Below are 23,679 nucleotides of genomic sequence, written 5' to 3'. Positions count from 1 at the left end.
TGCCGTGGGAGGAGGCGGCCTCCTCCCGATGGCCGCGGCACGGGCCGGTTGCCGGAGGCGAGCGGCACGGCCCCGCTGCGAGCGTGGTCCGTATGAACGCACAGGACACCTCCCGACCGCACGCACAGGACACCTCCCGGCGCTCCCTGCTCGGCGGCGCGGCCGCCCTCGGGCTCGCCTCGCTGACCCTCGACGGCACCGCCCGCGCGGCGGCGCGTCCCCGGGCCCGCCGCCGCTTCGACGGCGTATCGGTCCTCATCACCGGCGCCACGTCGGGCATCGGCGAGGCGACCGCGAAGGCCTTCGCCGCGGAAGGCGCACGCGTCGGCTTCTGCGGACGCCGGGTCTCCCTGGGGCGCCGCGTGGAGCACGAGATCCGCGAGGCGGGCGGCGACGCGACGTACATGCGGGCCGACGTCCGTGAACCCGAGCAGGTCCGCGCCTTCGTGGACCGGATGGCCGACCGCCACGGCGGCATCGACATCGCCTTCAACAACGCGGGGATCGGCAGCGCCGAACTTCTCCACGAACTGACCCCGGCCGAGTGGGACGACGTGCAGTCCACCAATGTGCGCGGGGTGTTCCTCGCCCTCAAGTACGAGGTCGAGCACATGCTCAAGGCGGGACGCGGCGTGATCGTGTGCACGTCGTCCTCGGCGGCCGAACAGGCGAGGCCCAACGGCGGCGCGTACACGGCCAGCAAGCGTGCCGTCCAGGGCATCGTGAAGTCCGCGGCCCTCGCCTACGGCCCCCACGGCATCCGGGTCAACGCGATCCTGCCCGGCACCACCGACACCGCCTTCGTCCGCCCGCCCGGCATCCCCGACGCGGACTGGGCGGCCTACAAGAAGGCCTTCGGCCCCCTCAACGTCGACGGCCTGGAGCGCATGGCCGAACCCCAGGAGATCGCCCGCGCCGTGCTCGCCCTGGCCTCGGACGACTTCCCGTACATGACCGGCGCCTCCGTGGCCGTGGACGGCGGGAGCACGGCGGGGCGGAAGATGGTGCGGCCCGCGGGGACGTGAGCGCCGCCGCGGAGACGCGCCGCCCCGGCGGGCGGGCCCTAGTCGTGGTAGTCGTGGATGCGCCAGCCGACGCCGGGGAGTTCCTCGAAGAGCTTGGCCGCGACGAGCTCCTCGGCCTGGCGGCGCGGCGCCCGGGTGTCGACCACCTGTCTCAGCTCGCCCGGGGTGATGACGCCGCCGGCGAGGTTCTCCGCCGACCAGCAGACCGCGGAGACGTACAGACGGAAGGCCCCGTCGGACAGGAACCGCACCCTCCAGTTCCATGGGAACCGCGCATCGAATTGAGCCCACGGCATCGGCACTTCTTTCGTCGGCGTTGACTGCCCCTCGGATGTGCTCTTCTCGTATACAGGATGTCTACGCGGACACACAGTGCTTTCCGGATTCGCCCCCTGGCGCGGGGGTGGCGTTTCCGCGTCTCACGGCATAGGCATGGGCAGGCCGACGAGCAGGCAGGATGAGCGTCATGGGCGAGCAGGAACGGATGGACTTCAACGACCTGGTGCGCGAGCGCCGGGCCGAGCTGGGCATCAGCCTCCGGGAGCTGGAGGCCCGGTCCGTGGATCCGGAGGCCGGTGAGCGGGCCCGGTTCGGATGGATCTCCAAGGTGGAGAAGGGGCGGCCGATCGACGCCCCGCCCCCGGCTCTGCTCCGCGCCCTGGCGGTGGGTCTCGCGCTGCCGCTGCGCGTGCTCCAGGAGGCCGCGGCGGCGCAGTTCCTCGGCATGACCTCGTACGTGTGGAGCGAGGACCGTACGACACGGGTACTGGCCGCGCACATCGAGGAGATGACGGACGCCGAGCGCAGGCAACTGGCCGACATCGCCGAGACGTTCGCCCGCAGGCGCGCGCGGAGCGAGGGCGCGCCGGGGTAGCACGGGGCGCTCGTACGCGGCGATTCGCTCTGGCCCGCCCCAGGCCCGGTGTGGCACAGTCGGTGATCCGCCGCCTGGGGGGCGCAGTCGGATACCAACCGCTCACGGCTGCGGCCGTGCGGCGGTGACGAGTGTGGCTGTGAGGGGCTGGAATGGCAGACGAGCACGCGCAGCTAGCCGGTGAGCCGGGCGAGTCGGGTGAGTCGGGTGAGCCGTTGGCGGAGTTCGACATGGAGTTCGTGGACCAGCTGCCGGGCGGCAGGGTCGTGATCCCGGTGGAGAGCCGGGGCCGGTTCACCTGGCTGGTCGCGCGCGGACACGTCTCGGAGCAGGCGCGCCGGGAGTTCGTGCAGGAGATCCAGCACATCGTGGGCCGCGGGCTCTGGCGACAGAACTGGCCGGCCGAGACGGAATAGGCCTCGCCCGGCGACTCCCGTGCTGTCGCGCGGTGGGGCAGGCGGTGCCGCGTCGTGGGGCCGTGCGGCGCGGCCCGGCGCGTCGCGCGGTGGTGCCCCACAGCGCGCGTACGACGCCGACGCGTCGCGTGGTCCCATCCCGCAGCGCGCCGACGACGCCGAAGCGTCGGGCGGCCCCGCGACGCGCGTACGACACGGCCGCGTCGTGCGGTGCCATCCCACAACGCGCGTACGACGCGGCCGCGTTGTTACGTTCTCATCATGAGGACATAGACGCCTCATCACGCTCACCCGCCACAGTGACGCGCATGAACACCCACTCACCCGCGAGACGACGCGGCCTCACCGCGCTGCTCGCCCTGGGCGTCACCGCCACCGCCTCCCTGGGCGCGCCCGGCGCCGCCGTCGCACGGGACGCGTCGGGCGCCACGGCCCCTTCCTCGTCGATCAGTTGGGGCCCCTGCCCCCGGGAAGGCAACCCGCCCGGTCATCCGCCGAGCCCCAAGGCCCGGTGCGCGACCGTCAAGGTGCCGCTGGACTGGTCGAAGCCGCAGGGGAAGAAGATCGGGCTCTTCGTCGCCCGCTACCCGGCATCGAACCCCGCGAAGCGGATCGGCGTCCTGATGTCGAACCCGGGCGGCCCCGGCGCGCCCGGCGCCGACGACGCGCTCTACGCGGACGATCCGTACGACGGCTACGGCCCCGCCGTCCGCGAACGCTTCGACATGGTCGGCTTCGACCCGCGCGGCACCGGCCGCAGCGGGGGCGCCCGCTGCGACGAGTCGATCCTCGACGAGATCCCGGCCCGCCCCCGCGACGCGGCCGAGTTCCAGCGCCTTCGCACCCTCAACGGCCGCCTGGCGCAGAGCTGTCTGCGGCGCACGGGACCGCTCGTCGCCCACATGGACGGGGAGAGCGTGGCCCGCGACATGGACGCGATCCGCGCCGCCCTCGGCGAACGCAGGATCAGCTTCATCGGCCACTCGTACGGCACGTTCCTGGGCGAGCGCTACGCCCGGCTCTTCCCCGACAGACTGCGCGCCCTGGCCCTCGACAGCGCGATGGACCCGGACCGGCCCGGCGCCGAGCGCACCCTCATGGACGGCAGCGTCTCCCTGAACAACACCCTGGAGCGGGTCGCGGCCTGGTGCGTGCGCAACGCCTCCTGCGCCCTCAAGGGCAAGGACCTCGCGGCCGTGACGGACACGCTGTTCGCCCGCGCCGACGCGGGCACACTCCGCGACCCCGGCAGCACGGGGCCGACGCGCAGGAAGGTCAGCGCCGACCAGCTGTCCGACTTCCTCAGCGCGGCACTCAGCGGCTGGAGCCCGGAGGGGACCGCACGCCAACTCGCCGCGCTGCACACCGGAAAGGGCAAGGTCAACTGGACCAGCAGCGCGGGTGACCCCGTCGCACGGCTCGTCCTGTGCCGGGACGAGGACTACCGGATCCGGGACTACGCCCACTACCGGGCCATCCGCGACCGCGTGGCGAAGGCCGCCCCGCACGTCCGCTACAACGCCCAGGCCCTGGACTTCGTCCTCGCCTGCCAGGGCTGGACCGTCCCGCCCAAGCCCCGGCCGGCCCGTACCAGGGGCGAGCTGCCGCCGGTCCTCGTCGTCAACGCCACGGACGACATGGCGACACCTCTGGCCGGGGCACGCCGCATGGCGCGGTCCTTCCCCAACGCGTCGCTGTACACGGTGGACACCGTGGGCCACTGGCTCTACAGCCTCCCCGAGCCCCGGCACAGGATCGACGCCTACCTGCTCGGCCGCACGGACTGACCGGCCGTCACGTCCGCGTCGAGCGGGGAGCGACCGGCGGGGGCGGGCGCCATGCGCTCCCCCGGCCATCCTCGCCGGGGGAGCGGCGCCCCTCGCCCCGGGCGGCATAGCCTGGCGGTTTGCGCCTCGTTTCCGCCGCTGAAGGAGACCGGTATGACCGCCCAGCCGATCGTGCTCGACCCGACCGGAAACCAGCGTCACACCGAGGACCGGCGCCTGCGCGCGCACGGGCCCGCGGTCCGCGTGGACGTCCTCGGCGTGACGGCCTGGGCCGTCACCGACCCCGACCTGCTCAAGACGCTGCTCACCAGCCCCGACGTGTCGAAGAACGCCCGCGCGCACTGGCCCGCGTACGAGAGGACCGTGGCGACCTGGCCGCTGGCGCTGTGGATCGCGGTGGAGAACATGTTCACCGCCTACGGAGCCGATCACCGGCGGCTGCGGCGCATGATCGCCCCGGCCTTCAGCGCCCGCCGCATCGCGGCGCTCGCTCCGGCCGTCGAGGACGTCGTCACCCGTCTCGTCGACGACCTGGCCGCCAGGGCGAAGGCGCCCGGCGGCGAGGTCGTCGACCTGCGCGAACACCTCGCCTACCCGCTGCCGATCAGTGTCATCGGCCATCTGATGGGCGTCCCCGAAGCGCGGCGCCCCGCCTTCCGGGCCCTGGTCGACGGCGTCTTCGACACCACCCTCACCACGGAGGAGGCCACCGCCAACACCGCCCGCCTGTACGCGACGGTGGACGAGCTGATCGCCGCCAAGCGGGCCGCTCCCGGTGACGACATGACGTCCCTGCTCATCGACGTGCGCGACGACGAGGGCGACGGCAGCCGCCTGTCCGAGAACGAACTGCGCGGCACCCTGACGCTGATGATCAGCGCCGGGTACGAGACCACCGTCAACGTCATCGACCAGGCCGTCACCGCGCTCCTGACCCGCCCCGGGCAACTCGACCACGTCCGCGCGGGCCGCGCCGGGTGGCACGACGTCGTCGAGGAGACGCTGCGGCACGAACCGGCGGTCGCCCACCTGCCCCTGCGCTACGCCCTGACCGACATCCCCCTGCCCGGCGGCGGCACCATCGCGGCGGGCGAGGCGATCCTCGCCTCCTACGCGGCGGCCAACCGCCACCCCGACTGGCACGGCCCGAGCGCCGACGCCTTCGACGTCACCCGCGCCCTGAAGGACCATCTGGCCTTCGGGCACGGCGCGCACTTCTGCCTGGGCGCCCCGCTCGCACGCCTGGAGGTCACCACGGCCCTGCGCGCGCTCTTCGACCGCTTCCCCGCCATCGAACTCGCCGTCCCCGCCGAGGAGCTGCGGCCCCTGGACTCCTTCATCTCCAACGGCCACAAGGAGCTCCCCGTACGGCTACGCCCTTGAGCCCCGACGGCTCACAGGTGCTGCGCGACCGCCGGGAGCAGGTCCTGGAAGGTGCGCCCCGACGCGGGCTCGCCGATGGCCTTCAGCTGCCAGCCGGAGGGGGTGCGGTGGACCTTCGCCATGATCTGGGCGGTGTGGCTGCCGCCGCCGGTGAGGGTGTAGCGGGCCAGCTCCCGGCCGGTCGACTCGTCGATCAGACGGCAGAAGGCGTTCGCCACCTCGGCGAACGTCTGCCCGGTGAAGGAGTTCACGGTGAACACGATCTGGTCGACGTGGGCGGGGACCCGGGCGAGGTCGACGAGGATCGCCTCGTCGTCACCGCCCTGCCCCGCGCCGCCGACCAGGTTGTCGCCGGTGTGGCGGACGGAGCCGTCGTCGCTCACGAGGTGCTGGAAGAAGACCACGTCGACCGGCTGCCCCGCCGCGCTGAACAGCACCGCGGAGGCGTCGAGGTCGATCTCGCGGCTGCCGGTGAGCTTCGCCAGGAAGCCCTTGCGGGGCGCGGCCTGCCAGCCGAGCCCCATGCGTACGGCCGTGAGCGCGCCCCCGTCGGCCTTGTTCAGGCTGATCTGCTGGCCCTTGGTGAGATTCACGGGAGTGGACATGGGAAGTGCCGCCTTTCGTCGATGTGGTGAGGGGGTACGGGGTCAGTCCGCGGGAGGCGGGCTGACGGTGAGCCGACCGCGCAGGTAAGGGAGCAGACCACGGTCCAGGAGCGCCTGGTGCCAGGCGGCACGGGCCCGTTCCGCTGCCGGGTTGCGCACGGGCAGGGGATGCTCGGACGGCGGTCGCGTGCGGTCGCGCACCGCCGCCACCAGCAGGGCGCAGAGTCCCACGCCGGCGCTGACCGCCGCCACCAGAGCGCACACCCAGCCCGCGGTGACGAGCGTCGTCGCCGCCTGGCTCCGGGGTGCGGCGAGGCGGAGCCCGTACCCGGAGAGCAGGAACACCGCGGCCGCGACCGCCGAGACCAGCGGGGTGAGCACACCGAGGGCGGGCAGGAGGGCCCCGGCGCCCCGGTCGGTGGGCGATGTCCCGGCGGGCGGGGCGGCGGGCGCGGGCGGCGGCATCACGGCCGCGCGTGCGCGCAGATACGTCCGGTACTCGTCGGCGGCCGCGGCCGCGATCCCGTCCGCCTCGGCCAGCGCCCCGGCCCGGAGCCGGGCCGTGTCGGGCGCGACCGGGGACCGGGCGAGGGCGGTGCGGATCTCCGTGACGTCCAGGGCGAGGGCGAGGACCCACGCGAAGTCGGCCCGGTCCTCCGGGCGCAGACGAAGGGTCACGCCGGTCTCCGGCGGGCCCGGCGGCAGCGGCGCTCCCGGCGCGTCTCGTCGTGAGGCATCGCTGTCAGCCACAGGCCCCGAAAACCGGCGCGGAACCGCCTCCACACAGCGAAACTCCCATGCTCGACTCCCGAGTTGAACGGTCGAAGGACCGATGGGTCGGCCCCGGGAACAAGAATCTACAGCAATGTAGAAGTGAGGGTCGCTGCGGTATGCGCCCACCCACGGCGGAATCCGGCCGGGACGGCCCGTTCGCTCCCGCGCCGATCAGTACGATGTGCGCGCGCCTCGGGAAGCGACGGGTACGGGTACGCATACGGGGCCCGGGGCCGAAGGGAGCTCAGCATGGCGGACGGCGGACGCGGTCGACCCGCGGCGCGACACCGGCGGCGCGGGCAGGGCGAGCTGGAACTGCTCGTCCTGTCCTCGCTGCGCGAGGCCGGGGAGGCGGTCAGCGCGGCCTGGGTCAAGGACCGCCTCGGCGGCGACCTCGCGTACACCACCGTGATCACGATCCTCACCCGGCTGCTCGCCAAGGGGGCGGTGACCAGGGAGCGCATGGGCCGGTCGTTCGTGTGGACCCCGGCATCGGACGAGGCCGGGCTCGCCGCGCACAAGATGCGCAAGGTGCTCGACGGGGAGCAGGACCGCGAAGCGGTCCTCGCCAGCTTCGTCACGACCCTGTCGGCCGAGGACGAACGGGTGTTGCGGGACCTGCTGCGCGACGCCGAGACGGGGCGGGAAGACTGACGCCTGATGGGGGTCTTCATTTTTCTGCCGCTGGTGCTCCCGCTGACGGCCTGGCCGGTGGCGCGCCTCGCCGAGCAGCGGCTGCACCCGCGTCTCGCCACCCGGCTGCTCACCGGCGTGGCCGTGGTGATGGCGACCTGCAGCACGGTCAGCCTGGGCCTGCTGATGGTGGTCGGCACGGCGCAGCTGCCCGGCAACCCGCTGCCCGACGGCTGGTCGGATCCCGAGGTGCGCGAGGCCGTGCCGGGGGAGGAGGTCGTGGGCAAGCTGGCCATCCCGGTCCTCCTCGCGGTGGCCACGGGATGCGGACGCACCCTGTGGCGGCACCGCCGGGTGCGCCGCCGCGCCCACCGCGCGCTGACCGGCGCCCCCGGCACGACGGTCGTGGTCCTGGACGACCGCGTTCCGTACGCGTACGCGCTGCCCGGCGGCAGGGCGCGCGACCGGATCGTGGTGTCCCGAGGCCTGCTGTCCTGCCTCCAGGCGCCGCAGCGCCGGGCCCTGTTCGCCCATGAACGGGCCCACCTCGCCGCCCGGCACCACCGGCATCTGCTCGCGGTGCAGCTGGCCGCCCGCGCCAACCCCTTCCTGCGCCCGCTGCGGACGACCGTCTCGTACACCACCGAGCGGTGGGCCGACGAGGAAGCCGCCCAAGCGGTGGGCGACCGCAGGTCCGTGGCGCTCGCGATCGGCAAGGCCGCGCTGGTCTCCAAGGGCGCCCCGGCCCCGACCCTCGCCGGGCTCGCCGCCCCGGGGCCCGTCCCGCGCCGGGTCGCGGCCCTGCTGCGCCCGGCGCCCACGGCCCGCAGCTGGCCCTCGGTCTTCACCTCCGTCGGGCTCGCCGCGTGGACGGCGGCGGTGGGGACGGTGGCCTCGGCCATGTCCTCGGCGAACTCGACGGTGACGATGGTGCTGATCCTGCACGCGGCCACGCCCCTGTGACGGGCGGGGCCGCGCCGACAGGGGGGCTCGGTGTCAACGGGGGAGGGCCCGGCGCGCCGCACCGGGCTCCCCCACCGGGCTCTCATCAGCCTTCCTCTTCCTCGTCCCCCTCGAAGAAGTCCCCGACCTCGTCCACGACTTCGGCCGCGACCATGCCGCCGACGACACCGACCGCGAGCCCGGCGGCTCCCGCGGCGACGACGGTGCCCATGCCCGGCCCCGAGCGGTGCTGCGAGCCGTGCCCGTGACCGGTGTCGTGGCCGTGACCGGTGTCGTGGAAGCCGTGGGAAGCGTGGGCGTCGTGGAAGGAGTGGCTCCCGTACGAGGCCCGGTGCTCGACGAGTTGCCGCACCCAGCCGTCCACCACCGCGTTCCAGTCCTGGTGCTCGACGCCGTCGTGGCCGACGGTGAAGCGGGTGACCGCGTCGTGCCCGGAGGAGAGGAAACCGCCGCGCTTGTCGGCCTCGAGGACCACCTCCACGCCGCCGGGGTGGGCGAGGAACGTCACCTCGATCTCGTTGACCGCCTGGGCGTACCGCGGGGCGGGGGTCAGTTCGAGCTCCTGGTAGAAGGGGAGCTGCTGGCCGGTGCCGCCGATGTGACCCAGCTCCAGATCGGCGGACCTGAAGCCGAAGCCGAGCTGTCCGAACGCCTCGAGGACCGCCTCCTGGACCGGCAGCGGGCCCACGGCGAGCGCGTCCAGGTCGCCCTTGTCCTTGCCGCCCGCCACGGCCAGCTCGGTGCGCACGCCGAGCACGATGCCCAGGTGCTGTCCGTACAGCTCCGTGACGGGTGTCTCCCACGGCAGGGCCAGGGAGAAGGGCACGCTGTGGTGCTGCCCCTCGCCGAGCCGGAAGCCGCCTCCGACCGTGCTCCGGTCGAACACCACGAAGCCCTCGTGCTCCCCGCCCTCGTGCTCGGCCTCCACCCGGGCCACCAGCTCCAGCGTGATGTGCTCGATGTCGAAGTCCGCCTTGCCGCCCTGGAGGTGGACCTGCCCGCGCACCGGTCCGCCGGGCCGTGCCGCACCGGGCTCCAGCACCGTGTCCACCGAGGGGCCGCCCACACCGAGCGAGCCGAGCAGTCGTTTGAACACCATCGCGGCGTTCACTCCTTCACCTGAGTACCTGTGAGTATCCGTCAGAAGCCCTGCTCTACAGGGCTGTAGAGAGAATACGCGCAGGCGGGGGTTTCGGTGGCTCTCGGCGCGGTACCTCGTGCAGACGTCCACCGGGGCGTACGAAGGTGCCGAGCCGTCGGAAAGGGAGCGTGACGTGACCGAGCGCAGGGATGAGACACCGGGTGAGAGCGAGCAGCCCATTCCGCGAGACCTTCCCGATCAGCAGGCCGGTGCCGGGGACGATCCGCTGGAGGACGACCGGGATCACGTGGACCGCGAGGACGCGCCGAGCCCGGACGAGCCCGGGGCCCGGCGGAGCGGTGAGGAGCGCTCCGACACCGTGCATCCGGAGCACCCCGATCCCGAGGAGCCGACGGACTGACCGACGGCTGCGGCTGCGGCTCCCGAGCCCGGCTCCGCCGAGGCGGGGCCTCCGCCGCGCGCCGGGCGGAGTCACCGCCACGCGCCGCGCACCAGGCGCCACAGCCGTCGGCAGCGGCCCATGAGGTGGGCGCAGGGAGGCGTTCGGGAGGAGAGTTCCACGCCGGTCTCCTCGGACATGGCGCGGAAGAAGGCGCGTCCCTGGCGGGACTGCGTCGTCGTGTTCCAGCGGTAGCCGGGTGCCTGTGCGAGGGCGGTGTGGAGGGCCTGTCTGCCGAGCCCTTGGCGCTGCCAGGTCTCGTCGATCCAGATCTGCTGGATGCGGCCCGTGCGGCAGGCGTGGCAGAGGCGGAAGTCGACCTGGCCGATGAGGGGGCCCCGCTCCAGGTGCAGGGCGATGGTGGAGGGCGCGTGCGGGGCCGGGGGCGCCAGGGCCGTCAGCCGCACCGCCTCACTGTCCTGTGTGGGGGCGCCGTGGCCGGGGGTGAGCCACGCGCTCAGCGGGTTGGCACGCACGAACCATCCTTCCCAGGCTCCCCGTTGAGCTACTGAGCCCCGGCATCGTGGCACACCTGCCCGCGCGCGGGCACCGGAATCCTGGGTGCGGTACTCCGTACGGGGGGCGGGCCGGAGTCGCGGTGTGCGCTGTCGCGTGTCGACGCCGCCGTCAGGGCGGCTTCGGCTGGAGGTAGCGGGCCAGCAGGTCGTCCAGGGTGACGAGGCCGGTCAGGCGGCCGGAGTCGTCGCAGACCACGGCCAGGTAGGCCCGCCGCTGGCGGAGCTGTTCGACCGCGTGGGCGAGCGTGGTGTCCGCCGGCAGCTCGGGCAGCGGGCGGGCCAGCTCCCGCGCGCTGGTGCCGCGTCCCCGGGCCTGGGCGACGAGGGCGTCGCGCGCGTGCACGGAGCCGAGGACCCGGGCGCCGTCGCGCACGAGCAGCCGGGTGCGGTCGTGCGCGGAGGCGACGCGCAGCACGTCCTCGGGTGTCGCCGAGGCGTCGACGGCGGTGATGGCGGCGGCCGGGGTCTGGAGGTCGCCCACCGGGGTCAGCGGCTCGGTCAGGGAGCGGGTGATCAGCTCGGAGTCGTCGCGGCTGATCAGGCCGAGGCGCTGGGACTCGGCGACGAGGTGGGTGAGCTGCTCGCGGTTGTGCACGGACGTCAGCTCGTCGCGCGGCTCGACCCGGCACAGGCGCACCAGGGCGTTGCTGACCTTGTTCAGGATCCAGATGAGCGGGCGTACGGCCTTGACCGTCGTACGGAAGGCGGGGGTGAGCAGCATCGCGGAGCGCTCGGGGTGGGCGATGGCCCAGGATTTGGGCGCCATCTCGCCGATCACCATGTGCAGGAACACCACGATGATCATCGCGAGGGCGAAGGAGATGCCGTAGCTGACGCCGCTGGGCAGGCCGACGCGGTGCAGCAGCGGGTCGAGCTCGTGGGAGATGGCGGGTTTGGAGACGGAGCCGAGGCCCAGGGTGCAGACGGTGATGCCGAGCTGTGCGCCCGCCAGCATGAGCGACAGCTCGCGCATTCCGGCGAGCACGGCCTGGGCTCCGCGGCGGCCTTCGGCGGCGGCCTTCTCCACGCGGTGGCGGCGGGCGGCGACGAGGGCGAACTCGGCGGCGACGAAGAATCCGCTGCCGATCAGCAGCAGCACGGTGACGAACAGTGCCATGGGGAAGCTCATGGGCGGGTCTCCTCGGGGCGGGCCTGTTCGTCGGTGCCCGTGGTGGGGGCGGGCCGGAGCTCCAGGCGCACGCGCTCGGGGACGTGCCGGTCCAGGGTGCGGACGTCGACGGCCACGGTGGCGCCGTCCGGCAGCGGCAGGGTGAGGTGGTCGCCGATGGCGGGGAAGCGTCCGAGGCGGTCGACGACGAGACCGGCCACGGTGTCGTAGTCGTCTTCCTCGGGCAGGTGGATGCCGGTGGCGTCGGCGACCTCGTCGAGCCGTCGGCCCGCGTCCACGAGCCAGCCGTGGCCGTCGCGGACGGCCACCCGCACCACGTGGTCGGTCTCGTCGGCGATGTCCCCGACGAGTTCCTCGGCGATGTCCTCGTACGTCACGATGCCCGCGACGCCGCCGTGCTCGTCGAGGACGACGGCGAATTCGTCGTCGCGTTCGCGCATCTGCCGTACGGCGTCGGGCAGCTCGAGGGTCTCCGGGAGCAGCAGGGCGGGGCGGGCGAGGGTGGCCGCGGTCGCGTCCGGGAGGCGGTCGGCGGGGGTCCGCATCAGCTCGCGCACGCCCAGGACGCCGGTGACGTCGTCGGGGTGGTCGCCGAGCACCGGGTAGTTGGAGTGGCCGTGCCGGGCGATGAGTGCGACGGCTTCGGTGGCACCTGCGTCTTTGCGGACGAAGACGGCGTCGACGCGCGGTACCAGGACTTCGCCGAGGGTGCGCTCGGAGAAGTCCAGGGCGCGGTCGAGGAGGGCGGCGGTGTCCTCGGGCAGCTCGCCCCGCTCGTGGGATTCGCCGATGAGGTGGCCGAGCTCTTCGAGGGTGGCGCCGTGGTGCAGTTCTTCGACGGGCTCGATGCCCAGGCGGCGCAGCAGTCGGTTGGCGGCGCCGTCGAAGATCCGCACGATGGGGCCGACGACCTTCAGATAGGCGAGGGTGGAGGCGGCGAGGGACTTGGCGAGGCGCTCGGGGACGGCGAGGGCGAGGTTCTTCGGCGCGAGCTCGCCGAGGACCATCTGGATGACGGTGGCGAGGACGAAGGCGAGGGCGACGGAGATGCCGGTGACGGCGCCGTCGGGGATGCCGATGCCGGTCAGGAGGGGCTTGAGCAGGGCGGACACGGACGGCTCGGCGAGGAAGCCGACGATGAGGCCGGTCACGGTGATGCCAAGCTGTGCGCCCGACAGCATGAAGGAGAGCCGCTCGAGCACCGTCAGGGCACGGGCGGCGCGGCGGTCGCCCGCTGCGGCCTCGCGGGCGAGTGCGAGCCGGTCAGCGGAGACGTACGCGAATTCCTGGGCGACGAAGTAGCCGGTGCCCGCCGTGAGGACGAGGACGGCGAGCAGGCCGAGCGCGGCACTCATCGAGCGCCATCCCGCGGGGTGCCGCGGTCGGCCGGGGCGGCCGGCCGGTCAGCGGCGGCCGGGGTGGGGCGGGATGGTCCGGGACAGTGCCCCGGGGGGTCCGTCGGCCGTGCGGACAAGGGGTGGCTCCTCGTGCTGGGGTGTGTGCCAGTGCAACGATTGTCATCGCGCCCGAGTTCCCCCGCCAGCCGCCGTGCGCTGGGTCCGCCCGCACGTGGACCGGCCCGCGCGGGGTGCGCGTGGGCCGGTCCGGGGTGCTGCACTGCGGTCTGAGGTCAGACGTTGACGCCGAAGTCCGAGGCGATGCCGCGCAGGCCGGAGGCGTAGCCCTGGCCTACGGCGCGGAACTTCCATTCGGTGCCGTGGCGGTAGAGCTCGCCGAAGACCATGGCGGTCTCGGTGGAGGCGTCCTCGGAGAGGTCGTAGCGGGCGATCTCCTGGTTGTCGGCCTGGTTGACGACGCGGATGAAGGCGTTGCGGACCTGGCCGAAGCTCTGGCCGCGGTTCTCGGCGTCGTGGATGGAGACCGGGAAGACGATCTTGGTGATGTCGGCCGGGACGGTGGCCAGGTTGACCTTGACGGCCTCGTCGTCGCCCTCGCCCTCGCCGGTGAGGTTGTCACCGGTGTGCTCGACCGAGCCGTCGGGGCTGGTGAGGTTGTTGTAGAAGACGAAGTGCTGGTCGGAGATCACCTTGCCGGATTCGTCGCACAGCAGAGCCGATGCGTCGAGGTCGTAGTCGGTACCCGTCGTGGTCCGCACGTCCCAGCCGAGGCCGACCAGTACGGCGGTCAGGCCGGGCGCCTCCTTGCTCAGCGAAACGTTGCCACCCTTGGACAGGGAAACACCCACTGCTCATCCTCCATCGCTTGTCGCGGCGCGCCGGTGTGCGTCGTCCTTCGGCAAGGACGCCGGTCGGCCCACCCGGGTTGCGTCCCACCAGCATGTATCGCACTTCGTCCGATTACCCCGTGTCCTCGGGCCGCACCTCGGTCAGGCAGCCGAGGAGGAACGGCATGACTCCCCGCTCCAGGAGGGCCATGTGCCAGGCGGCGCGGGCCTGTTCGATGGTGCCGTCGGGGGTGTGCGGACCGGCGGCCACCGGTCCCGGGTGACGGTGCCGCGCGCGGGCGGACAGCCGGGCGAGGTTCGGCAGGACCGACCCCACGGCCACGGTCGCGGCGATGAGGCCCACGGTCATGAAGGCCTCCGGGAGGTACTGCCGTTCGGTGAAGGCGGCCAGGGCTAATCCAGTGAGGAGGAGCGCCTCGGCGGTGACGGCCGAGAGCACCGGTACGAGCGTGGACAGGAGCGCGGCGCCGCCGCCGGACCGGCAGTCCGCGCCGGCGCATCGCCTGCGGGGCCGGTAGGCAGCGGCCGTGGCCCGCGCCCGCAGATAGCGGGAGTACTCCTCGTCGGCCTTCGCCAGGATCGCGCGGCGGGCCCCGCGGGCGCGCGTACGGAGCTGTACGGCGTTCGGGACGTGGCCGCTGCGGCCGGCCGCGTCCCTGAACTCGCGGGACCGCAGGGCCTGTTCGAGGGTGCGTTCAAGGGCGGCGGAACTCTCCGACATCTCGGCGTGAGGCAATGGCTTCTTCCTTCGACGTGCCCGCGTCCGGCCCCCGGCGAAGGCGTCGTGCCGAGGGCTCCTTCCGGAGGGAGATCGCGAAGGAATCTACATCAGTGTAGAAGTGGTGAAGGGCCGGATCGCCGTTAATTCACCGTGATGAAGGGTCTGTCGGGGCCGTACGGGAACGTGTCGCGCCGGTGCTCGGGCGTGAGGGGCGCGGCAGCCTCCGCCCGAAGTGGCGTGGGCCTGTCCGGGCCGCCGACCGCGCCGGGCGGCGGCCGCCGCGTGCACCCCAATGGCACCCCGTGTCGCACCACCGTGCGGGAGCCGGTCGTTCCGTGTGCCGCATCCGGCCAGCCGTGCGCTCCTGCTGTGCCCGTGAATTCCGCTGCTGTTAGCGTCCGTTGCCGGGTCCGGCAGAGCAGTTCCCCTGTGGACCAGAGCGGTTTTCTTGTGGGCCAGAGCAGTTCCTCTGTGGATCAGAGCAGTGACCCTGTGGAGGGTGACATGCATGGTGACTTACGGCGGTACGGGATCCCGGCCGCAGCTCTTTCGCTCCTCCTCCTGACGTCCCTCGCCCCCGGCTCGGCCTCCGCCGAACCCCCGGGGCGGGCGCCGCTGTCCCAGGCCGACCTGGACCGCATGACGGACCGGCAGAAGGCCGCGGTGCTCAACCCGCTGCGGCTCGTCGGCAGCACCGCGCAGCAGGTCGGCAGGGAACAGCGCCAGGACGTGTTCACGGGCGTACGCATCGCCCCCGGCCACCGCACGGTGGAGCTTTTCCTCACCGACCCCGGCAAGAAGGACGCGTTCCTGGCCCAGGTGAAGCGGCGCGCACCGAAGGCCGACCTCGGGCTCGTCGAGGTCAAGAGCGCACCGTCGAGCCGTACGGAACTCCTCCGGCACATCAACCGCCTCAAGAGCCTCGGATCCAGGCTTCCCTTCGAGATCCAGGGCATCGGGCACTCGGTGGACGGCACCGAGATCAAGGTCGTGGCCAGCGACGCCGCGAAGGCGGACGAGTACTTCGCCACCGCGTCCGCGGCCCGCCTGGCGAACGGCGAGACACCGCGCTACGACGTCCTGCAAGGCCGGCGACGGGGCTCGGGCCCCCTGCTGTACACCCGCCAGGACGATTCCTCGCCCTTCTACGCGGGCGCGGCCCTGGACAACGCGGGCAACCCCGAGTCGCACTGCACGTCCGGCATCCCCGCGGTCAGCACCTGGGACGGCCGGCAGTGGCTGGTGACCGCGGGCCACTGCTATGCCCAGGGCGCCGATGTCCGCACCAACGGCGGTCGCTACGTGGGCAACGTCTGGCGGGTGCTCCCGCAGGTGGACGCCGCCTTCATCGAAGTGCCGACGTACCGCAACACCTGGGACGGCCTCGACGCGACCGGCTACACGCGGTACCTCAACGGCGTCCGCAGCAACATCGTCAACGACGAGGTCTGCCAGCTGGGTTACAACTCCAAGGTGGTCTGCGGCATCCGCGTGACGAACGTGGAGTTCGACCACGCCGGGGTCATCACGACGGTCGGAGTCCAGAAGGACGGCGCCACGGCCGCCCGCGGCGGCGACAGCGGTGGCCCCGTGATCACCGTCAACCACCCCGACTCCCGGGAGCTCAACGGAATCGTCCGCGGAGGGTGGACGGGATACCCGACCTGGGTCGTCTGGGTCGACGTCTGGGACATCTTCAACGCCTTCGCCATCAAGCTCAACCCGTCCTGACCCGAGCCGTGCGGCTCCGCGCGCACGCAGGTGGGTCCCGCGTGCGCGCGCCGGGGTCAGGGGCGCTGTGTTTCCTGGGCCTGCCCCGCGGGGGCCTGCCGTGCTGTGCGGCGTTGGGTGCGCCTTGAGGCGCGTCGCAGGGGGTGCTGGAAGAAGATGTCCGCCAATCCCGAGTCCGGGTCGACGCGGGAGGACAGCGCCGCGAGTACGCCCTCCTCGGCGCGGGTGAGGAGCTCATCGAGCAGGGCGTCGTCGCTGGTGTACTCGGTGCCGGGGGTGTGGTCGGTCATCGCCGCTCCTTGGAGGCCAGGCCGAGGGACTGCTTGAGGGCCGCTCGGGCGCGGGCGTAGTTCTGGCGGACCGCCGCCGGCGTGATCTCCAGTGCCTCGGCGATCTCTCCATGGGTGAAGCCGTCGAGGTGCCAGGCCATGACGTGTCGCTGCCGCGGGGGCAGTGCGGCCAAGGCGGTGTAGACGCGCTGCTCTTCCTCTTTGAGGGTGACGGCCTCGAACGGGGAGGAGTCGCCGGGCTGATCCGGCAGCAGCGCGGTGGGGCGTTCCCGCCGTGCCGTCTGGCGAAGGTAGCTGCGCGCTGAGACGGTGCGCAGCCAGGCGTGCGGCGCGGTGATCGCCGCCCAGCGCGGGAAGGCCTCGGTGAAGGCGGTGTGGACGGCGTCGGCTGCCTCGTGAGGGGTGGCGCCCAGCCGCATCACGAACCGGGTCAGGCCCGTCGCGTGCCGGTAGTAGAACAGTGCGAACTCGGCCCGGTGCCCCAGGAGTTGCGCTCCCTCGGTGGGGCGCCGTGGGGCGTGCTTGTGAACCCTCTTGGCCACCGCGTCCTCGACGGTCGTGGGTTCATCCATGGCTGCCGCCCGGGTGGGGTGTGCCGATCTCGATGGTGGTCTCCCGCCCCGCCAGGCGCTCGGTCATCCGGCTTCCTGCGGGGAGGTGCCGTGCGCGTTCACTCGTGCCCTGCTGGTGCAGCCGGGTCAGCCGTACGACAGTGCGGCATCGGATCCATTGATGCAGCAGACGCACGACCGCGCCGGCCAGTGCGGCGAGCACGCCGCTCAAAGCAAGTTCCACCACGGCAAGGTCTCCATCCGTGCAGCCGTTCCACGGTGCGCAGCACCCGATACACCAAGTAGTGCATCCAGGAGGGCCGAGCGTGACATCACCGCCCGCGGCCGCACGCGAGCGCGCCCGGCGCGAGGCCCCCACCCGCCGGGACCTCGCGCCGGGCGTGCGTCGTCGCTAGGCCCAGGTCACCCGCGCGGTGGCCGGTGCTGAGCGTGTGCCGTCCGGGGACACGGCCACCAAGGCCAAGGTGGTGGCCGTCTCGGTGCCCTCGCGGGTCAGGGACTTGACGTAGTGGACGTCGTCGTAGACGCGGCCGAGGGGCTCCGGCGTGCCGTCGGCGCGCAGCCGCCACACGTCGTAGTACCAGACGCCCGAGTCCGCGAAGTCCCAGGCGAGGAAGGCCTCGGCGGTGGTGCGTGCCGCGTCCGGGTGGGCCTTCTCGACCGTGAAGCCTGTGGGCCGCGCGGGGGGCTGGGAGGAGCCTGCGGGGAGCAGGGCCAGCTCTCCGAGGTTGAGGCGGTACGCGTCCCCGGCCGGGGGCGAGACGCGCAGGTGCAGTGCCGCGACGGTCCGGCCCCGGAAGGCGTCCAGCGCCAGCGTGACCGTGGTCCAGCCGGAGGCGGCCGTGCGACCGGCCGCGAGCCACGACGTGCGGTCCGGGGCGTCCTCGAACACGAGCCCCAGTTCGAGACCGCTGTCCTGGCCCGGCCGTTCGGTGCGGAACACCAGGCGGGCGCTCTCGCCGCCCGTGACGCGCAGCCCCGTCTTGAAGAGCCGGACGGTGGTGGCGCGGGCGGACCCGCGCGCCGCGGAGATCAGGAGGGAGGAGCCGCCGTCGTACGCCGTCGTCGGGTCGTAGTCGACGGTGGCGGGCGCGCCGTCGCCCTCGCCGCGCACCCACCACTGCCAGGTGGGCAGCAGGTCCTGGGCCCCGGCGTTGTTCCACTCGCGGTCGGAGCGGCGCACTCCGTCGAGGAAGAACGCCCGGCCGTGCCCGGTGTTGAAGCGGGTGACGAAGGGGAAGGAGCCGATCACCGACCGCTCGGCGATGTAGTGCGCGACACCGTCCCACTTGCGGTGGTTGTCGGGGTCGTTGGGCCGGCCGTTGTCGGGCCAGGGGACGTACTCGGTCCTGCCGGTGCGGGTGGGATCCTCGTTGGGGCCCGACCAGTAGCGCCGCTCGCGCACGAAGGTGTTCTGCTGCTTGTCCGGGTCGCCGCGGTCGGGGTTGTTCGCCCAGGCCATGTGCGTGCCGAACAGGGCCCAACTCGTCTGCGCACGGCCGCCCTCGGGGAACACGAGCCGGGTGTCGTAGGGCGGGTTGAAGCCGTACTTCTCGTTCTCGGTGCCGAGGTACACCACGTCGTGGACCTTCATGCCGAGCCGCTTCGCGGTGGCGACCGACGCGGCCACCCGGGAGGCGTTCCAGGCGTAGTTGATGAAGATGCTGTTGTTGACGGGAGCGCCCTGGTGCCGCACCCAGGGGGCGTTGGCGTCGTTGAACTGGTTCTGGTAGGCGAGCTGACCGCTCGTGGTGAGCGAGTCGTACCACTGGAGATGGAACCCCGCCGGGGCCTTGGCCCGCAGATACTTGAGGAACGCCATCAGCCGCGTCGCGTCCGCGCTGGATATGGACGCCTCTTGGTTGATGAAGTAGCCGTCGAACCCGAAGTAGCCGGCCATCTCCAGGAGCTTGTCGGCGACGGGGAACGAACCGTCGGACCGCTGCTCCAGATAGGCGGAGAAGGACCCGTTCCGCGGCCAGAACCACCCCGCGAGCGACTTGACGCCGTTGCGGTGCGCGGCGTCGGTGTACGCGGGGTTGGGGAGGTTGATGAGCCCGTGCTCGGGGTCGGTCGTCGACGAGCCCGCCACCGGCATGCCGTGCCAGGAGCTGTACAGATCGCTGTACTGCCAGAACCTCAGCAGCCTGCGCGCGTACTGGTCGTTGTGGCGGTAGGCCGTGAAGAAGGCGTTGTCGTAGTCGTAGGACATGTTCATGACCTGGGCCTCGGAGGCCAGGGCCGGGCGCGCCTGCGTCGCGGCGAAGGGGGCGATGCGGGAGGCGAGCGGCACCCGCGAGCGGAAGTACCGCGCGTACGGATCCGACGCGGGGGTCCAGGACTTGAGCCCGGCCGCGTTGTACCCGTGCATGTACGGCTGGTGGGGCGCGCGGACCCGGCCCTCCTCGGCGGCGTACGCGACCCCGGCCGCCCCGGCGAGCGACACCGTCCCGGCCAGGCCCACGGTCACCCCCGCGGCACCGAGCATCTTGAGGAAAGCGCGTCGCTCAACGGTCGCCGCCGTCGGTCTCTGTTCCATGGCCGTCTCTCCTTGCACCGCAGTGATGACAACGCTGTCAATGGTGTGTCCGGAGTTCCTATCGCAGGCGGGGACGGACGTCAATCACGGGACGGACGTCAATCACAGCGTGGGGCGGGGTGGTCGGTCACGGCGGCGCGGACGGAGGCGGCCGGGACGGGCTCAGGCGTCAGCGGCCATTCCCACGGGTCGCTCGCGGAGCCGTCGGCCGCCAGGCCGAACCGCAGATACGCCTCCTCCTCCGCACCCCGCAGCCGGGCCAGCGCGAGCACGGCTGAGGCCACGCGGACGTCGCCGGTGTCGGCCGCCATGAGGTACAGCCGTTCGGCCCGTTCACGATCGCCTGCCGCTTCCTGGAGCCGGGCCAGGCACAGCATGGCCTCGCTGTCGGCCTCGGCGTCGACGGCCTGCCGGTAGAGGGCCTCGGCGCCGGTGATGTCTCCGCCCGCTTCCCGCGAGCGGGCCAGCTGGAGGAGCGCGGCGAGGTCCCCGGACTCCACGGCCGCGCGGAAGGACGACTCGGCCTTCGCCCGGCCGCCGGCCTTCTCCCACATGAAGGCGCGCAGGTACCAGCCCCGGTCGTCACCCGCCGAAGCGGCGCGCAGATAGAGCCGTTCAGCGCGCTCCGGCTGACCCGACTCGCCCAGCATGTGGGCCACGTTGAGCAACGCCGAGGTGTCGCCGTCCTCGGCGAACCGGCGCAGCTGCCGGTCCGCTTCCTCCTGCTGTCCGGTCTCCTCCCACAGGCACACGAGCTGGTGGAGCGCGTCCGTGTGTCCGGCGTCGGCCGCGCGCCGGTAGAGCTCGGCCGCCTGCTCCGGCGCGCCTTCGCGCCGCCGCGACTGCGCCATGAAGATGAGGACGTCGGTGTGGCCCGACCGCAGGGCCCGTTCGTACGTGGCCCACGCCTTGGCGGGCTCGCCCGCCCCGTCCCACATCAGGCCCGCGTAGGCGAGGGCGTCCTCGACCCCCGCCGCCGAGGCCCGCAGATAGAGCTCTTCGGCTTCCTCCCAGCACCAAGCGTCCTCCCACAGGGCCGCCAGACAGAGGAGGCCGTCGGTGTTCCCGGCGTCGACGGCCAGGCGGTAGAGCCTCTGGGCCTCCTCCATGTCCAGGTTGTCCTCCCGCATCTGCCCGAGGCGGATCAGGGCGTACGACTCCCCGGCGTCGGCCGCGGCGCTGTACAGCCGCACGGCGTGGGCGTACCGGGCCCTCCACCGTGCCGCGTCGCCGAGGCGGAGCAGCTCTTCGGGGTGGGTGAGGTGCTCGCGCGCCGCGCGCCAGAAGGAGTCGGGCGGGCAGTGGAACCGGCGGGCGTGGCGGCCGTGGTGCTGGAGGTAGTCCGCGAGGCGCGCCGTGCCGGGCAGCCGTCCCATGCCGGTCGGGTGGGGGACGTCCTGCAAGGGGCTGGTGGTGTGCTTGATGAGGGTGCGGGCACGGGCCAGGGCGTGGCCGAACCAGTCGGGGCGGGCGGCGGCGCGCTCGGCGTCGGTGAGGTAGCCGACGGCCGCCGCTTCGAGGAAGGCGAGGGGGAGGGCGCCGACTCCGCCGAGCCGGTGGGCGTCCATGGCCGCGCTGATCAGCGCGCTGCCGTACGGGCCGTGGGGGCCCGCGGCCCGCTCGTAGTGGCGCACGAGGTCCGGGCCCGCGGCGAGCACCTGGGTCAGCTCGGCGGCACCGGCCGCCACGGCTTCGGCGAGCGAGGCGTCCTCGGCCGCGGCGGCCCGGGCCGCGTCCAGGTCCGACGCGAACGTCCGTGACAGGTCCACCCAGTGGGCCTGGGAGAGCAGGGCCCGCGCGTGGCGGTGGGCGTCCCCGGAGTGCGACGCCGGGCGGGTGAGCGCCTCCGCGTGCTCGGGCCACAGCGTGGCGATGACGACGAGCGGGCCCTCGCCGTCGAGCCTGCGGAGCAGCGCGGCCGCCGCGGCTTCGCCCTGCGGGTCGGTGAGGTGGTGCTGGGCCTCGTTGAGCCACAGCACGGTCCGTGGCGGCAGCGCGTCGGCCGCGAGGGTGGCCAGCAGGCTGTCGGTGTCGGCGGGGAAGAGCAGGTCGAAGCCTGCCGGGACGGCCACCTGGAGGGCTTCGTAGGCGGTGCGGGTCTTTCCCGCGCACGACGGCCCCTGCACCACCACCAGGATCGGGGGAGCCCCGTCGGTGACGGCCGGGGCGAGGAGGCGCCGCAGTCGTACGTCGTGCGGGCGGGGCACGTAACGGGGCAGGACGAATCCGCTGTCCTCGGCGGCCGTCGGGCTGTTGCCGTGGGCGTGGGCGTGGGCGTGGGCGTGGGCGTGGGTGGGGTCGGCGGCGGGGGCCGAGCTGTGGCCGGGACCGGGGATCGGGGCGCGGCCCGGGACGGGGGTGCGGCCGGGGATGGCCGGGTGGACTCCCAGCCGTCCCGCGGGCCACTGACGTACCGGGCGGGGCCGGTCGGCGAGCGCCGCCTGGCGGGCCCGTAGCCCGTCACGCTCCAGCGCGGCGCGCGCCCGCTGGCGCTCCGCCTCCAGGCGGGAACGCTCGTTGCGGTGCCCGCGCTCGGCCTCGAAGGCGGCGCGCCACCGCCGCTCGTCGAGCAACTCGCCGACGGTGTCGGCCCCCAGGGCGTCGGCCCGCGTCGCGAGGAGGCCTCTGCGGGCGGCCTCCGTCCGGATCTCGTCGAGGACGGCGAGGAGCGGGTCGATGCGCTGCGGAAGCTGTCGCCCGTCGAGCCACGCGCCCGGTGTCCCGTGCGAGACCCCGGCGGCTCGGGCGAGTCGACGGTCCGAGGGGTCGCCGTCGAGACGGCCGCGCTTGAGCGCGCCGACCCGGCGCAACCGTGCGAACACGTCCTCCAACCGGCCCGCCTCATCCCGCCGTTGCCGCCGCCGACCGGCCGGGCCGTCGCGAACAGCCACCACCGGATGCCCGAAGCCTAGGCTCCCCATCAGCGGGAGCGCAGCCGGGACGGCTGATTCCGCGCGGAGGGCAGCCGGACACGCCGTCGGACGCGCAGTGTGCTGCCGACCGCGCCCCGCGAGACGGGGCCCCGACGGAAGGACCACCCGATGACCGCCACCCAACTCCTCGCGCTCCTGCTGGCCTTCTCCGCGGCCCTCCACCTCGGTGGGGCTGCGGCCTTGACCGCTTGGCGCGGCGGCACACCGGTGGCGCACGCCCTCCTCATCGGCGGCGGAGCCACCGCGAGCGCCTGCGCGCTCTACGTCAGCGCGGTGGCGGCCTATCGCTGACGGGCCGTCGGCGGTACGGGGTCCGCGACACCTGCCCCCGGGGGCCGTGCTTCGCGGAGCGGCGACGGAGCGGCGACGGCGAACCGCAGCTCCGGCCGCTCCCAGGTGACCTTCGGCAGCAGCGGAGCGACGGTTCCCACGCGCTCCGCTCCCAGACGGCGGTAGAACTTCTCCGCCGGGGGGTGGGAGACGACGCGCACGTGGGTCAGCCCGGCCGCCGCGGCCCGTTCCTTCATGTGCGCGACCAGGAGGCGCCCGACGCCCGACCCCTGCGCGGTGTCCGCCACGAACATCAGGTCCAGCTCCGGCGGTTCGAGCACCAGCGCGTAGAAGCCCAGGAGGTGCCCGGCCGGGTCGACGGCCGTGAACACCTCGTGCCGAGCGAGGTAGTCGGCAGTGACCCGGTAGCCCGACACCATGGGGGCGTACTGCCCCTGGTAGGCACGTGAGCCCTGGACCAGGGCGGTGAGCGGCTCTGCGTCCTGCTCGGCCGCACGTCTGATGGTGGTCGACTGCATGCCCGCAGTATAGGAGTGAACTGCCAGGTTGGGTATTACAGATTCGCTTCGAGGTGCCGAGCGCGGCTGTACGTTGCTGAGCCGTCGTCGCACCGGGGCCGCCGCTGCCGGGGGGCCTGGCGGGACGCGTCGTCCACCTTGAGCCCGCGCCGGTCGTGGGCCGGATCTCCGCCCGCACCCGGATGCTGCTGGCCCGCGTCGACACCTTCATCGACGACAACCTCGCCGAT

General features: G+C 73.1%; 25 protein-coding genes. 10 read left to right on the top strand and 15 right to left on the bottom strand.

Annotation, left to right across the window (positions count from 1 at the left end; genetic code table 11):
- Positions 1 to 92: 92 nt before the first annotated feature.
- Positions 93 to 1,025, top strand: a complete 933-nt coding sequence (locus C9F11_RS02620; RefSeq protein ID WP_138957712.1) for an SDR family NAD(P)-dependent oxidoreductase — start codon at positions 93 to 95, stop codon at positions 1,023 to 1,025.
- 38 nt (positions 1,026 to 1,063) lie between these two features.
- Here C9F11_RS02620 and C9F11_RS02615 read toward each other — a convergent pair whose 3' ends face one another.
- The gene (locus C9F11_RS02615; RefSeq protein WP_138957711.1) at positions 1,064 to 1,276 is read right to left on the bottom strand and encodes a hypothetical protein; all 213 of its coding nucleotides are present in this window, start codon (positions 1,274 to 1,276) and stop codon (positions 1,064 to 1,066) included.
- 215 nt (positions 1,277 to 1,491) lie between these two features.
- Between C9F11_RS02615 and C9F11_RS02610 the strand changes: the two genes are divergently transcribed.
- The 4 genes from C9F11_RS02610 (at position 1,492) to C9F11_RS02595 (ending at position 5,485) form a co-directional block, all read left to right on the top strand.
- Positions 1,492 to 1,899 (top strand): XRE family transcriptional regulator, encoded by a 408-nt coding sequence (locus C9F11_RS02610; RefSeq protein ID WP_249401560.1) that lies wholly within the window; start codon positions 1,492 to 1,494, stop codon positions 1,897 to 1,899.
- A 152-nt stretch (positions 1,900 to 2,051) separates the two neighbouring features.
- Positions 2,052 to 2,315 carry a hypothetical protein gene (locus C9F11_RS02605; RefSeq protein WP_138957709.1) on the top strand — a complete coding sequence of 88 codons (264 nt, stop codon included), beginning with the start codon at positions 2,052 to 2,054 and terminating at the stop codon, positions 2,313 to 2,315.
- Between the two features lie 308 nt (positions 2,316 to 2,623).
- Positions 2,624 to 4,102: an alpha/beta hydrolase gene (locus C9F11_RS02600; protein WP_138957708.1), complete on the top strand. Its 1,479-nt coding sequence runs from the start codon at positions 2,624 to 2,626 to the stop codon at positions 4,100 to 4,102.
- 153 nt (positions 4,103 to 4,255) lie between these two features.
- Complete coding sequence (locus C9F11_RS02595) at positions 4,256 to 5,485, top strand: cytochrome P450 (protein ID WP_138957707.1); 1,230 nt, start codon at positions 4,256 to 4,258, stop codon at positions 5,483 to 5,485.
- 11 nt (positions 5,486 to 5,496) lie between these two features.
- Here C9F11_RS02595 and C9F11_RS02590 read toward each other — a convergent pair whose 3' ends face one another.
- The gene (locus C9F11_RS02590; RefSeq protein ID WP_138957706.1) at positions 5,497 to 6,090 is read right to left on the bottom strand and encodes a TerD family protein; all 594 of its coding nucleotides are present in this window, start codon (positions 6,088 to 6,090) and stop codon (positions 5,497 to 5,499) included.
- A 42-nt stretch (positions 6,091 to 6,132) separates the two neighbouring features.
- Positions 6,133 to 6,768 carry a hypothetical protein gene (locus C9F11_RS02585; protein ID WP_138957705.1) on the bottom strand — a complete coding sequence of 212 codons (636 nt, stop codon included), beginning with the start codon at positions 6,766 to 6,768 and terminating at the stop codon, positions 6,133 to 6,135.
- Between the two features lie 345 nt (positions 6,769 to 7,113).
- On the opposite strand from C9F11_RS02585, the gene C9F11_RS02580 reads away from it, so the two are divergent.
- Together C9F11_RS02580 and C9F11_RS02575 are read left to right on the top strand one after the other, a co-directional pair.
- Positions 7,114 to 7,518, top strand: coding sequence for a BlaI/MecI/CopY family transcriptional regulator (locus tag C9F11_RS02580; protein WP_138957704.1), 405 nt, complete (start codon positions 7,114 to 7,116; stop codon positions 7,516 to 7,518).
- Between the two features lie 6 nt (positions 7,519 to 7,524).
- Positions 7,525 to 8,460, top strand: a complete 936-nt coding sequence (locus tag C9F11_RS02575) for a M56 family metallopeptidase (protein WP_138957703.1) — start codon at positions 7,525 to 7,527, stop codon at positions 8,458 to 8,460.
- An 85-nt stretch (positions 8,461 to 8,545) separates the two neighbouring features.
- Here C9F11_RS02575 and C9F11_RS02570 read toward each other — a convergent pair whose 3' ends face one another.
- Positions 8,546 to 9,559, bottom strand: coding sequence for a sporulation protein (locus tag C9F11_RS02570; protein WP_138957702.1), 1,014 nt, complete (start codon positions 9,557 to 9,559; stop codon positions 8,546 to 8,548).
- Between the two features lie 175 nt (positions 9,560 to 9,734).
- Here C9F11_RS02570 and C9F11_RS02565 point away from each other — a divergent pair, with 175 nt between their 5' ends.
- Positions 9,735 to 9,962, top strand: coding sequence for a hypothetical protein (locus tag C9F11_RS02565; RefSeq protein ID WP_138957701.1), 228 nt, complete (start codon positions 9,735 to 9,737; stop codon positions 9,960 to 9,962).
- 71 nt (positions 9,963 to 10,033) lie between these two features.
- Here C9F11_RS02565 and C9F11_RS02560 read toward each other — a convergent pair whose 3' ends face one another.
- The 5 genes from C9F11_RS02560 to C9F11_RS02540 form a co-directional block, all read right to left on the bottom strand.
- The gene (locus tag C9F11_RS02560; RefSeq protein ID WP_138957700.1) at positions 10,034 to 10,477 is read right to left on the bottom strand and encodes a GNAT family N-acetyltransferase; all 444 of its coding nucleotides are present in this window, start codon (positions 10,475 to 10,477) and stop codon (positions 10,034 to 10,036) included.
- 151 nt (positions 10,478 to 10,628) lie between these two features.
- Positions 10,629 to 11,648 (bottom strand): hemolysin family protein, encoded by a 1,020-nt coding sequence (locus C9F11_RS02555; protein ID WP_138957699.1) that lies wholly within the window; start codon positions 11,646 to 11,648, stop codon positions 10,629 to 10,631.
- Entirely contained in the window at positions 11,645 to 13,003 is a 1,359-nt protein-coding gene (locus C9F11_RS02550) for a hemolysin family protein (RefSeq protein WP_138957698.1), read from the bottom strand. Before C9F11_RS02550 ends, C9F11_RS02555 begins: the two co-directional genes overlap by 4 nt.
- A 275-nt stretch (positions 13,004 to 13,278) precedes the next feature.
- Entirely contained in the window at positions 13,279 to 13,854 is a 576-nt protein-coding gene (locus C9F11_RS02545; RefSeq protein WP_138957697.1) for a TerD family protein, read from the bottom strand.
- Between the two features lie 112 nt (positions 13,855 to 13,966).
- Positions 13,967 to 14,575 (bottom strand): hypothetical protein, encoded by a 609-nt coding sequence (locus C9F11_RS02540; protein WP_138957696.1) that lies wholly within the window; start codon positions 14,573 to 14,575, stop codon positions 13,967 to 13,969.
- A 504-nt stretch (positions 14,576 to 15,079) separates the two neighbouring features.
- On the opposite strand from C9F11_RS02540, the gene C9F11_RS02535 reads away from it, so the two are divergent.
- Positions 15,080 to 16,306: a trypsin-like peptidase domain-containing protein gene (locus C9F11_RS02535; protein ID WP_138957695.1), complete on the top strand. Its 1,227-nt coding sequence runs from the start codon at positions 15,080 to 15,082 to the stop codon at positions 16,304 to 16,306.
- Between the two features lie 56 nt (positions 16,307 to 16,362).
- Here the strand turns inward: C9F11_RS02535 and C9F11_RS02530 are convergent, their stop codons facing one another.
- From C9F11_RS02530 to C9F11_RS02510, 5 genes are all read right to left on the bottom strand, one after another.
- On the bottom strand, positions 16,363 to 16,596 hold the full coding sequence (locus tag C9F11_RS02530) for a hypothetical protein (protein ID WP_138957694.1): 234 nt from the start codon (positions 16,594 to 16,596) through the stop codon (positions 16,363 to 16,365).
- Positions 16,593 to 17,168 carry a sigma-70 family RNA polymerase sigma factor gene (locus tag C9F11_RS02525; protein ID WP_138957693.1) on the bottom strand — a complete coding sequence of 192 codons (576 nt, stop codon included), beginning with the start codon at positions 17,166 to 17,168 and terminating at the stop codon, positions 16,593 to 16,595. Before C9F11_RS02525 ends, C9F11_RS02530 begins: the two co-directional genes overlap by 4 nt.
- Positions 17,161 to 17,394 (bottom strand): hypothetical protein, encoded by a 234-nt coding sequence (locus tag C9F11_RS02520; RefSeq protein ID WP_138957692.1) that lies wholly within the window; start codon positions 17,392 to 17,394, stop codon positions 17,161 to 17,163. Before C9F11_RS02520 ends, C9F11_RS02525 begins: the two co-directional genes overlap by 8 nt.
- Before the next feature lie 165 nt (positions 17,395 to 17,559).
- Positions 17,560 to 19,707 (bottom strand): hypothetical protein, encoded by a 2,148-nt coding sequence (locus C9F11_RS02515; RefSeq protein ID WP_138957691.1) that lies wholly within the window; start codon positions 19,705 to 19,707, stop codon positions 17,560 to 17,562.
- Between the two features lie 98 nt (positions 19,708 to 19,805).
- Positions 19,806 to 22,529, bottom strand: a complete 2,724-nt coding sequence (locus tag C9F11_RS02510) for a sel1 repeat family protein (RefSeq protein ID WP_138957690.1) — start codon at positions 22,527 to 22,529, stop codon at positions 19,806 to 19,808.
- Between the two features lie 219 nt (positions 22,530 to 22,748).
- Between C9F11_RS02510 and C9F11_RS02505 the strand changes: the two genes are divergently transcribed.
- Positions 22,749 to 22,931, top strand: a complete 183-nt coding sequence (locus tag C9F11_RS02505) for a hypothetical protein (protein WP_138957689.1) — start codon at positions 22,749 to 22,751, stop codon at positions 22,929 to 22,931.
- On the opposite strand, the gene C9F11_RS02500 is transcribed toward C9F11_RS02505, so the two are convergent.
- The gene (locus C9F11_RS02500) at positions 22,922 to 23,449 is read right to left on the bottom strand and encodes a GNAT family N-acetyltransferase (protein WP_138957688.1); all 528 of its coding nucleotides are present in this window, start codon (positions 23,447 to 23,449) and stop codon (positions 22,922 to 22,924) included. The two genes, C9F11_RS02505 and C9F11_RS02500, sit on opposite strands and share 10 nt — an antisense overlap.
- Positions 23,450 to 23,679: the final 230 nt, after the last annotated feature.

Origin of the sequence: Streptomyces sp. YIM 121038 (assembly GCF_006088715.1) — a bacterium.
In the GTDB taxonomy this organism is placed as follows: domain Bacteria; phylum Actinomycetota; class Actinomycetes; order Streptomycetales; family Streptomycetaceae; genus Streptomyces.
This window is presented reverse-complemented; position numbering and strand designations above follow the sequence as displayed.

Coding starts and splice junctions, on each gene's coding strand:
- C9F11_RS02620 (WP_138957712.1), top strand. CDS start 93: ATGAACGCACAGGACACCTCCCGACCGCACGCACAGGACACCTCCCGG.
- C9F11_RS02610 (WP_249401560.1), top strand. CDS start 1,492: ATGGGCGAGCAGGAACGGATGGACTTCAACGACCTGGTGCGCGAGCGC.
- C9F11_RS02605 (WP_138957709.1), top strand. CDS start 2,052: ATGGCAGACGAGCACGCGCAGCTAGCCGGTGAGCCGGGCGAGTCGGGT.
- C9F11_RS02600 (WP_138957708.1), top strand. CDS start 2,624: ATGAACACCCACTCACCCGCGAGACGACGCGGCCTCACCGCGCTGCTC.
- C9F11_RS02595 (WP_138957707.1), top strand. CDS start 4,256: ATGACCGCCCAGCCGATCGTGCTCGACCCGACCGGAAACCAGCGTCAC.
- C9F11_RS02590 (WP_138957706.1), bottom strand. CDS start 6,090: ATGTCCACTCCCGTGAATCTCACCAAGGGCCAGCAGATCAGCCTGAAC.
- C9F11_RS02580 (WP_138957704.1), top strand. CDS start 7,114: ATGGCGGACGGCGGACGCGGTCGACCCGCGGCGCGACACCGGCGGCGC.
- C9F11_RS02575 (WP_138957703.1), top strand. CDS start 7,525: ATGGGGGTCTTCATTTTTCTGCCGCTGGTGCTCCCGCTGACGGCCTGG.
- C9F11_RS02570 (WP_138957702.1), bottom strand. CDS start 9,559: ATGGTGTTCAAACGACTGCTCGGCTCGCTCGGTGTGGGCGGCCCCTCG.
- C9F11_RS02555 (WP_138957699.1), bottom strand. CDS start 11,648: ATGAGCTTCCCCATGGCACTGTTCGTCACCGTGCTGCTGCTGATCGGC.
- C9F11_RS02550 (WP_138957698.1), bottom strand. CDS start 13,003: ATGAGTGCCGCGCTCGGCCTGCTCGCCGTCCTCGTCCTCACGGCGGGC.
- C9F11_RS02540 (WP_138957696.1), bottom strand. CDS start 14,575: ATGTCGGAGAGTTCCGCCGCCCTTGAACGCACCCTCGAACAGGCCCTG.
- C9F11_RS02535 (WP_138957695.1), top strand. CDS start 15,080: ATGCATGGTGACTTACGGCGGTACGGGATCCCGGCCGCAGCTCTTTCG.
- C9F11_RS02530 (WP_138957694.1), bottom strand. CDS start 16,596: ATGACCGACCACACCCCCGGCACCGAGTACACCAGCGACGACGCCCTG.
- C9F11_RS02525 (WP_138957693.1), bottom strand. CDS start 17,168: ATGGATGAACCCACGACCGTCGAGGACGCGGTGGCCAAGAGGGTTCAC.
- C9F11_RS02515 (WP_138957691.1), bottom strand. CDS start 19,707: ATGGAACAGAGACCGACGGCGGCGACCGTTGAGCGACGCGCTTTCCTC.
- C9F11_RS02505 (WP_138957689.1), top strand. CDS start 22,749: ATGACCGCCACCCAACTCCTCGCGCTCCTGCTGGCCTTCTCCGCGGCC.
- C9F11_RS02500 (WP_138957688.1), bottom strand. CDS start 23,449: ATGCAGTCGACCACCATCAGACGTGCGGCCGAGCAGGACGCAGAGCCG.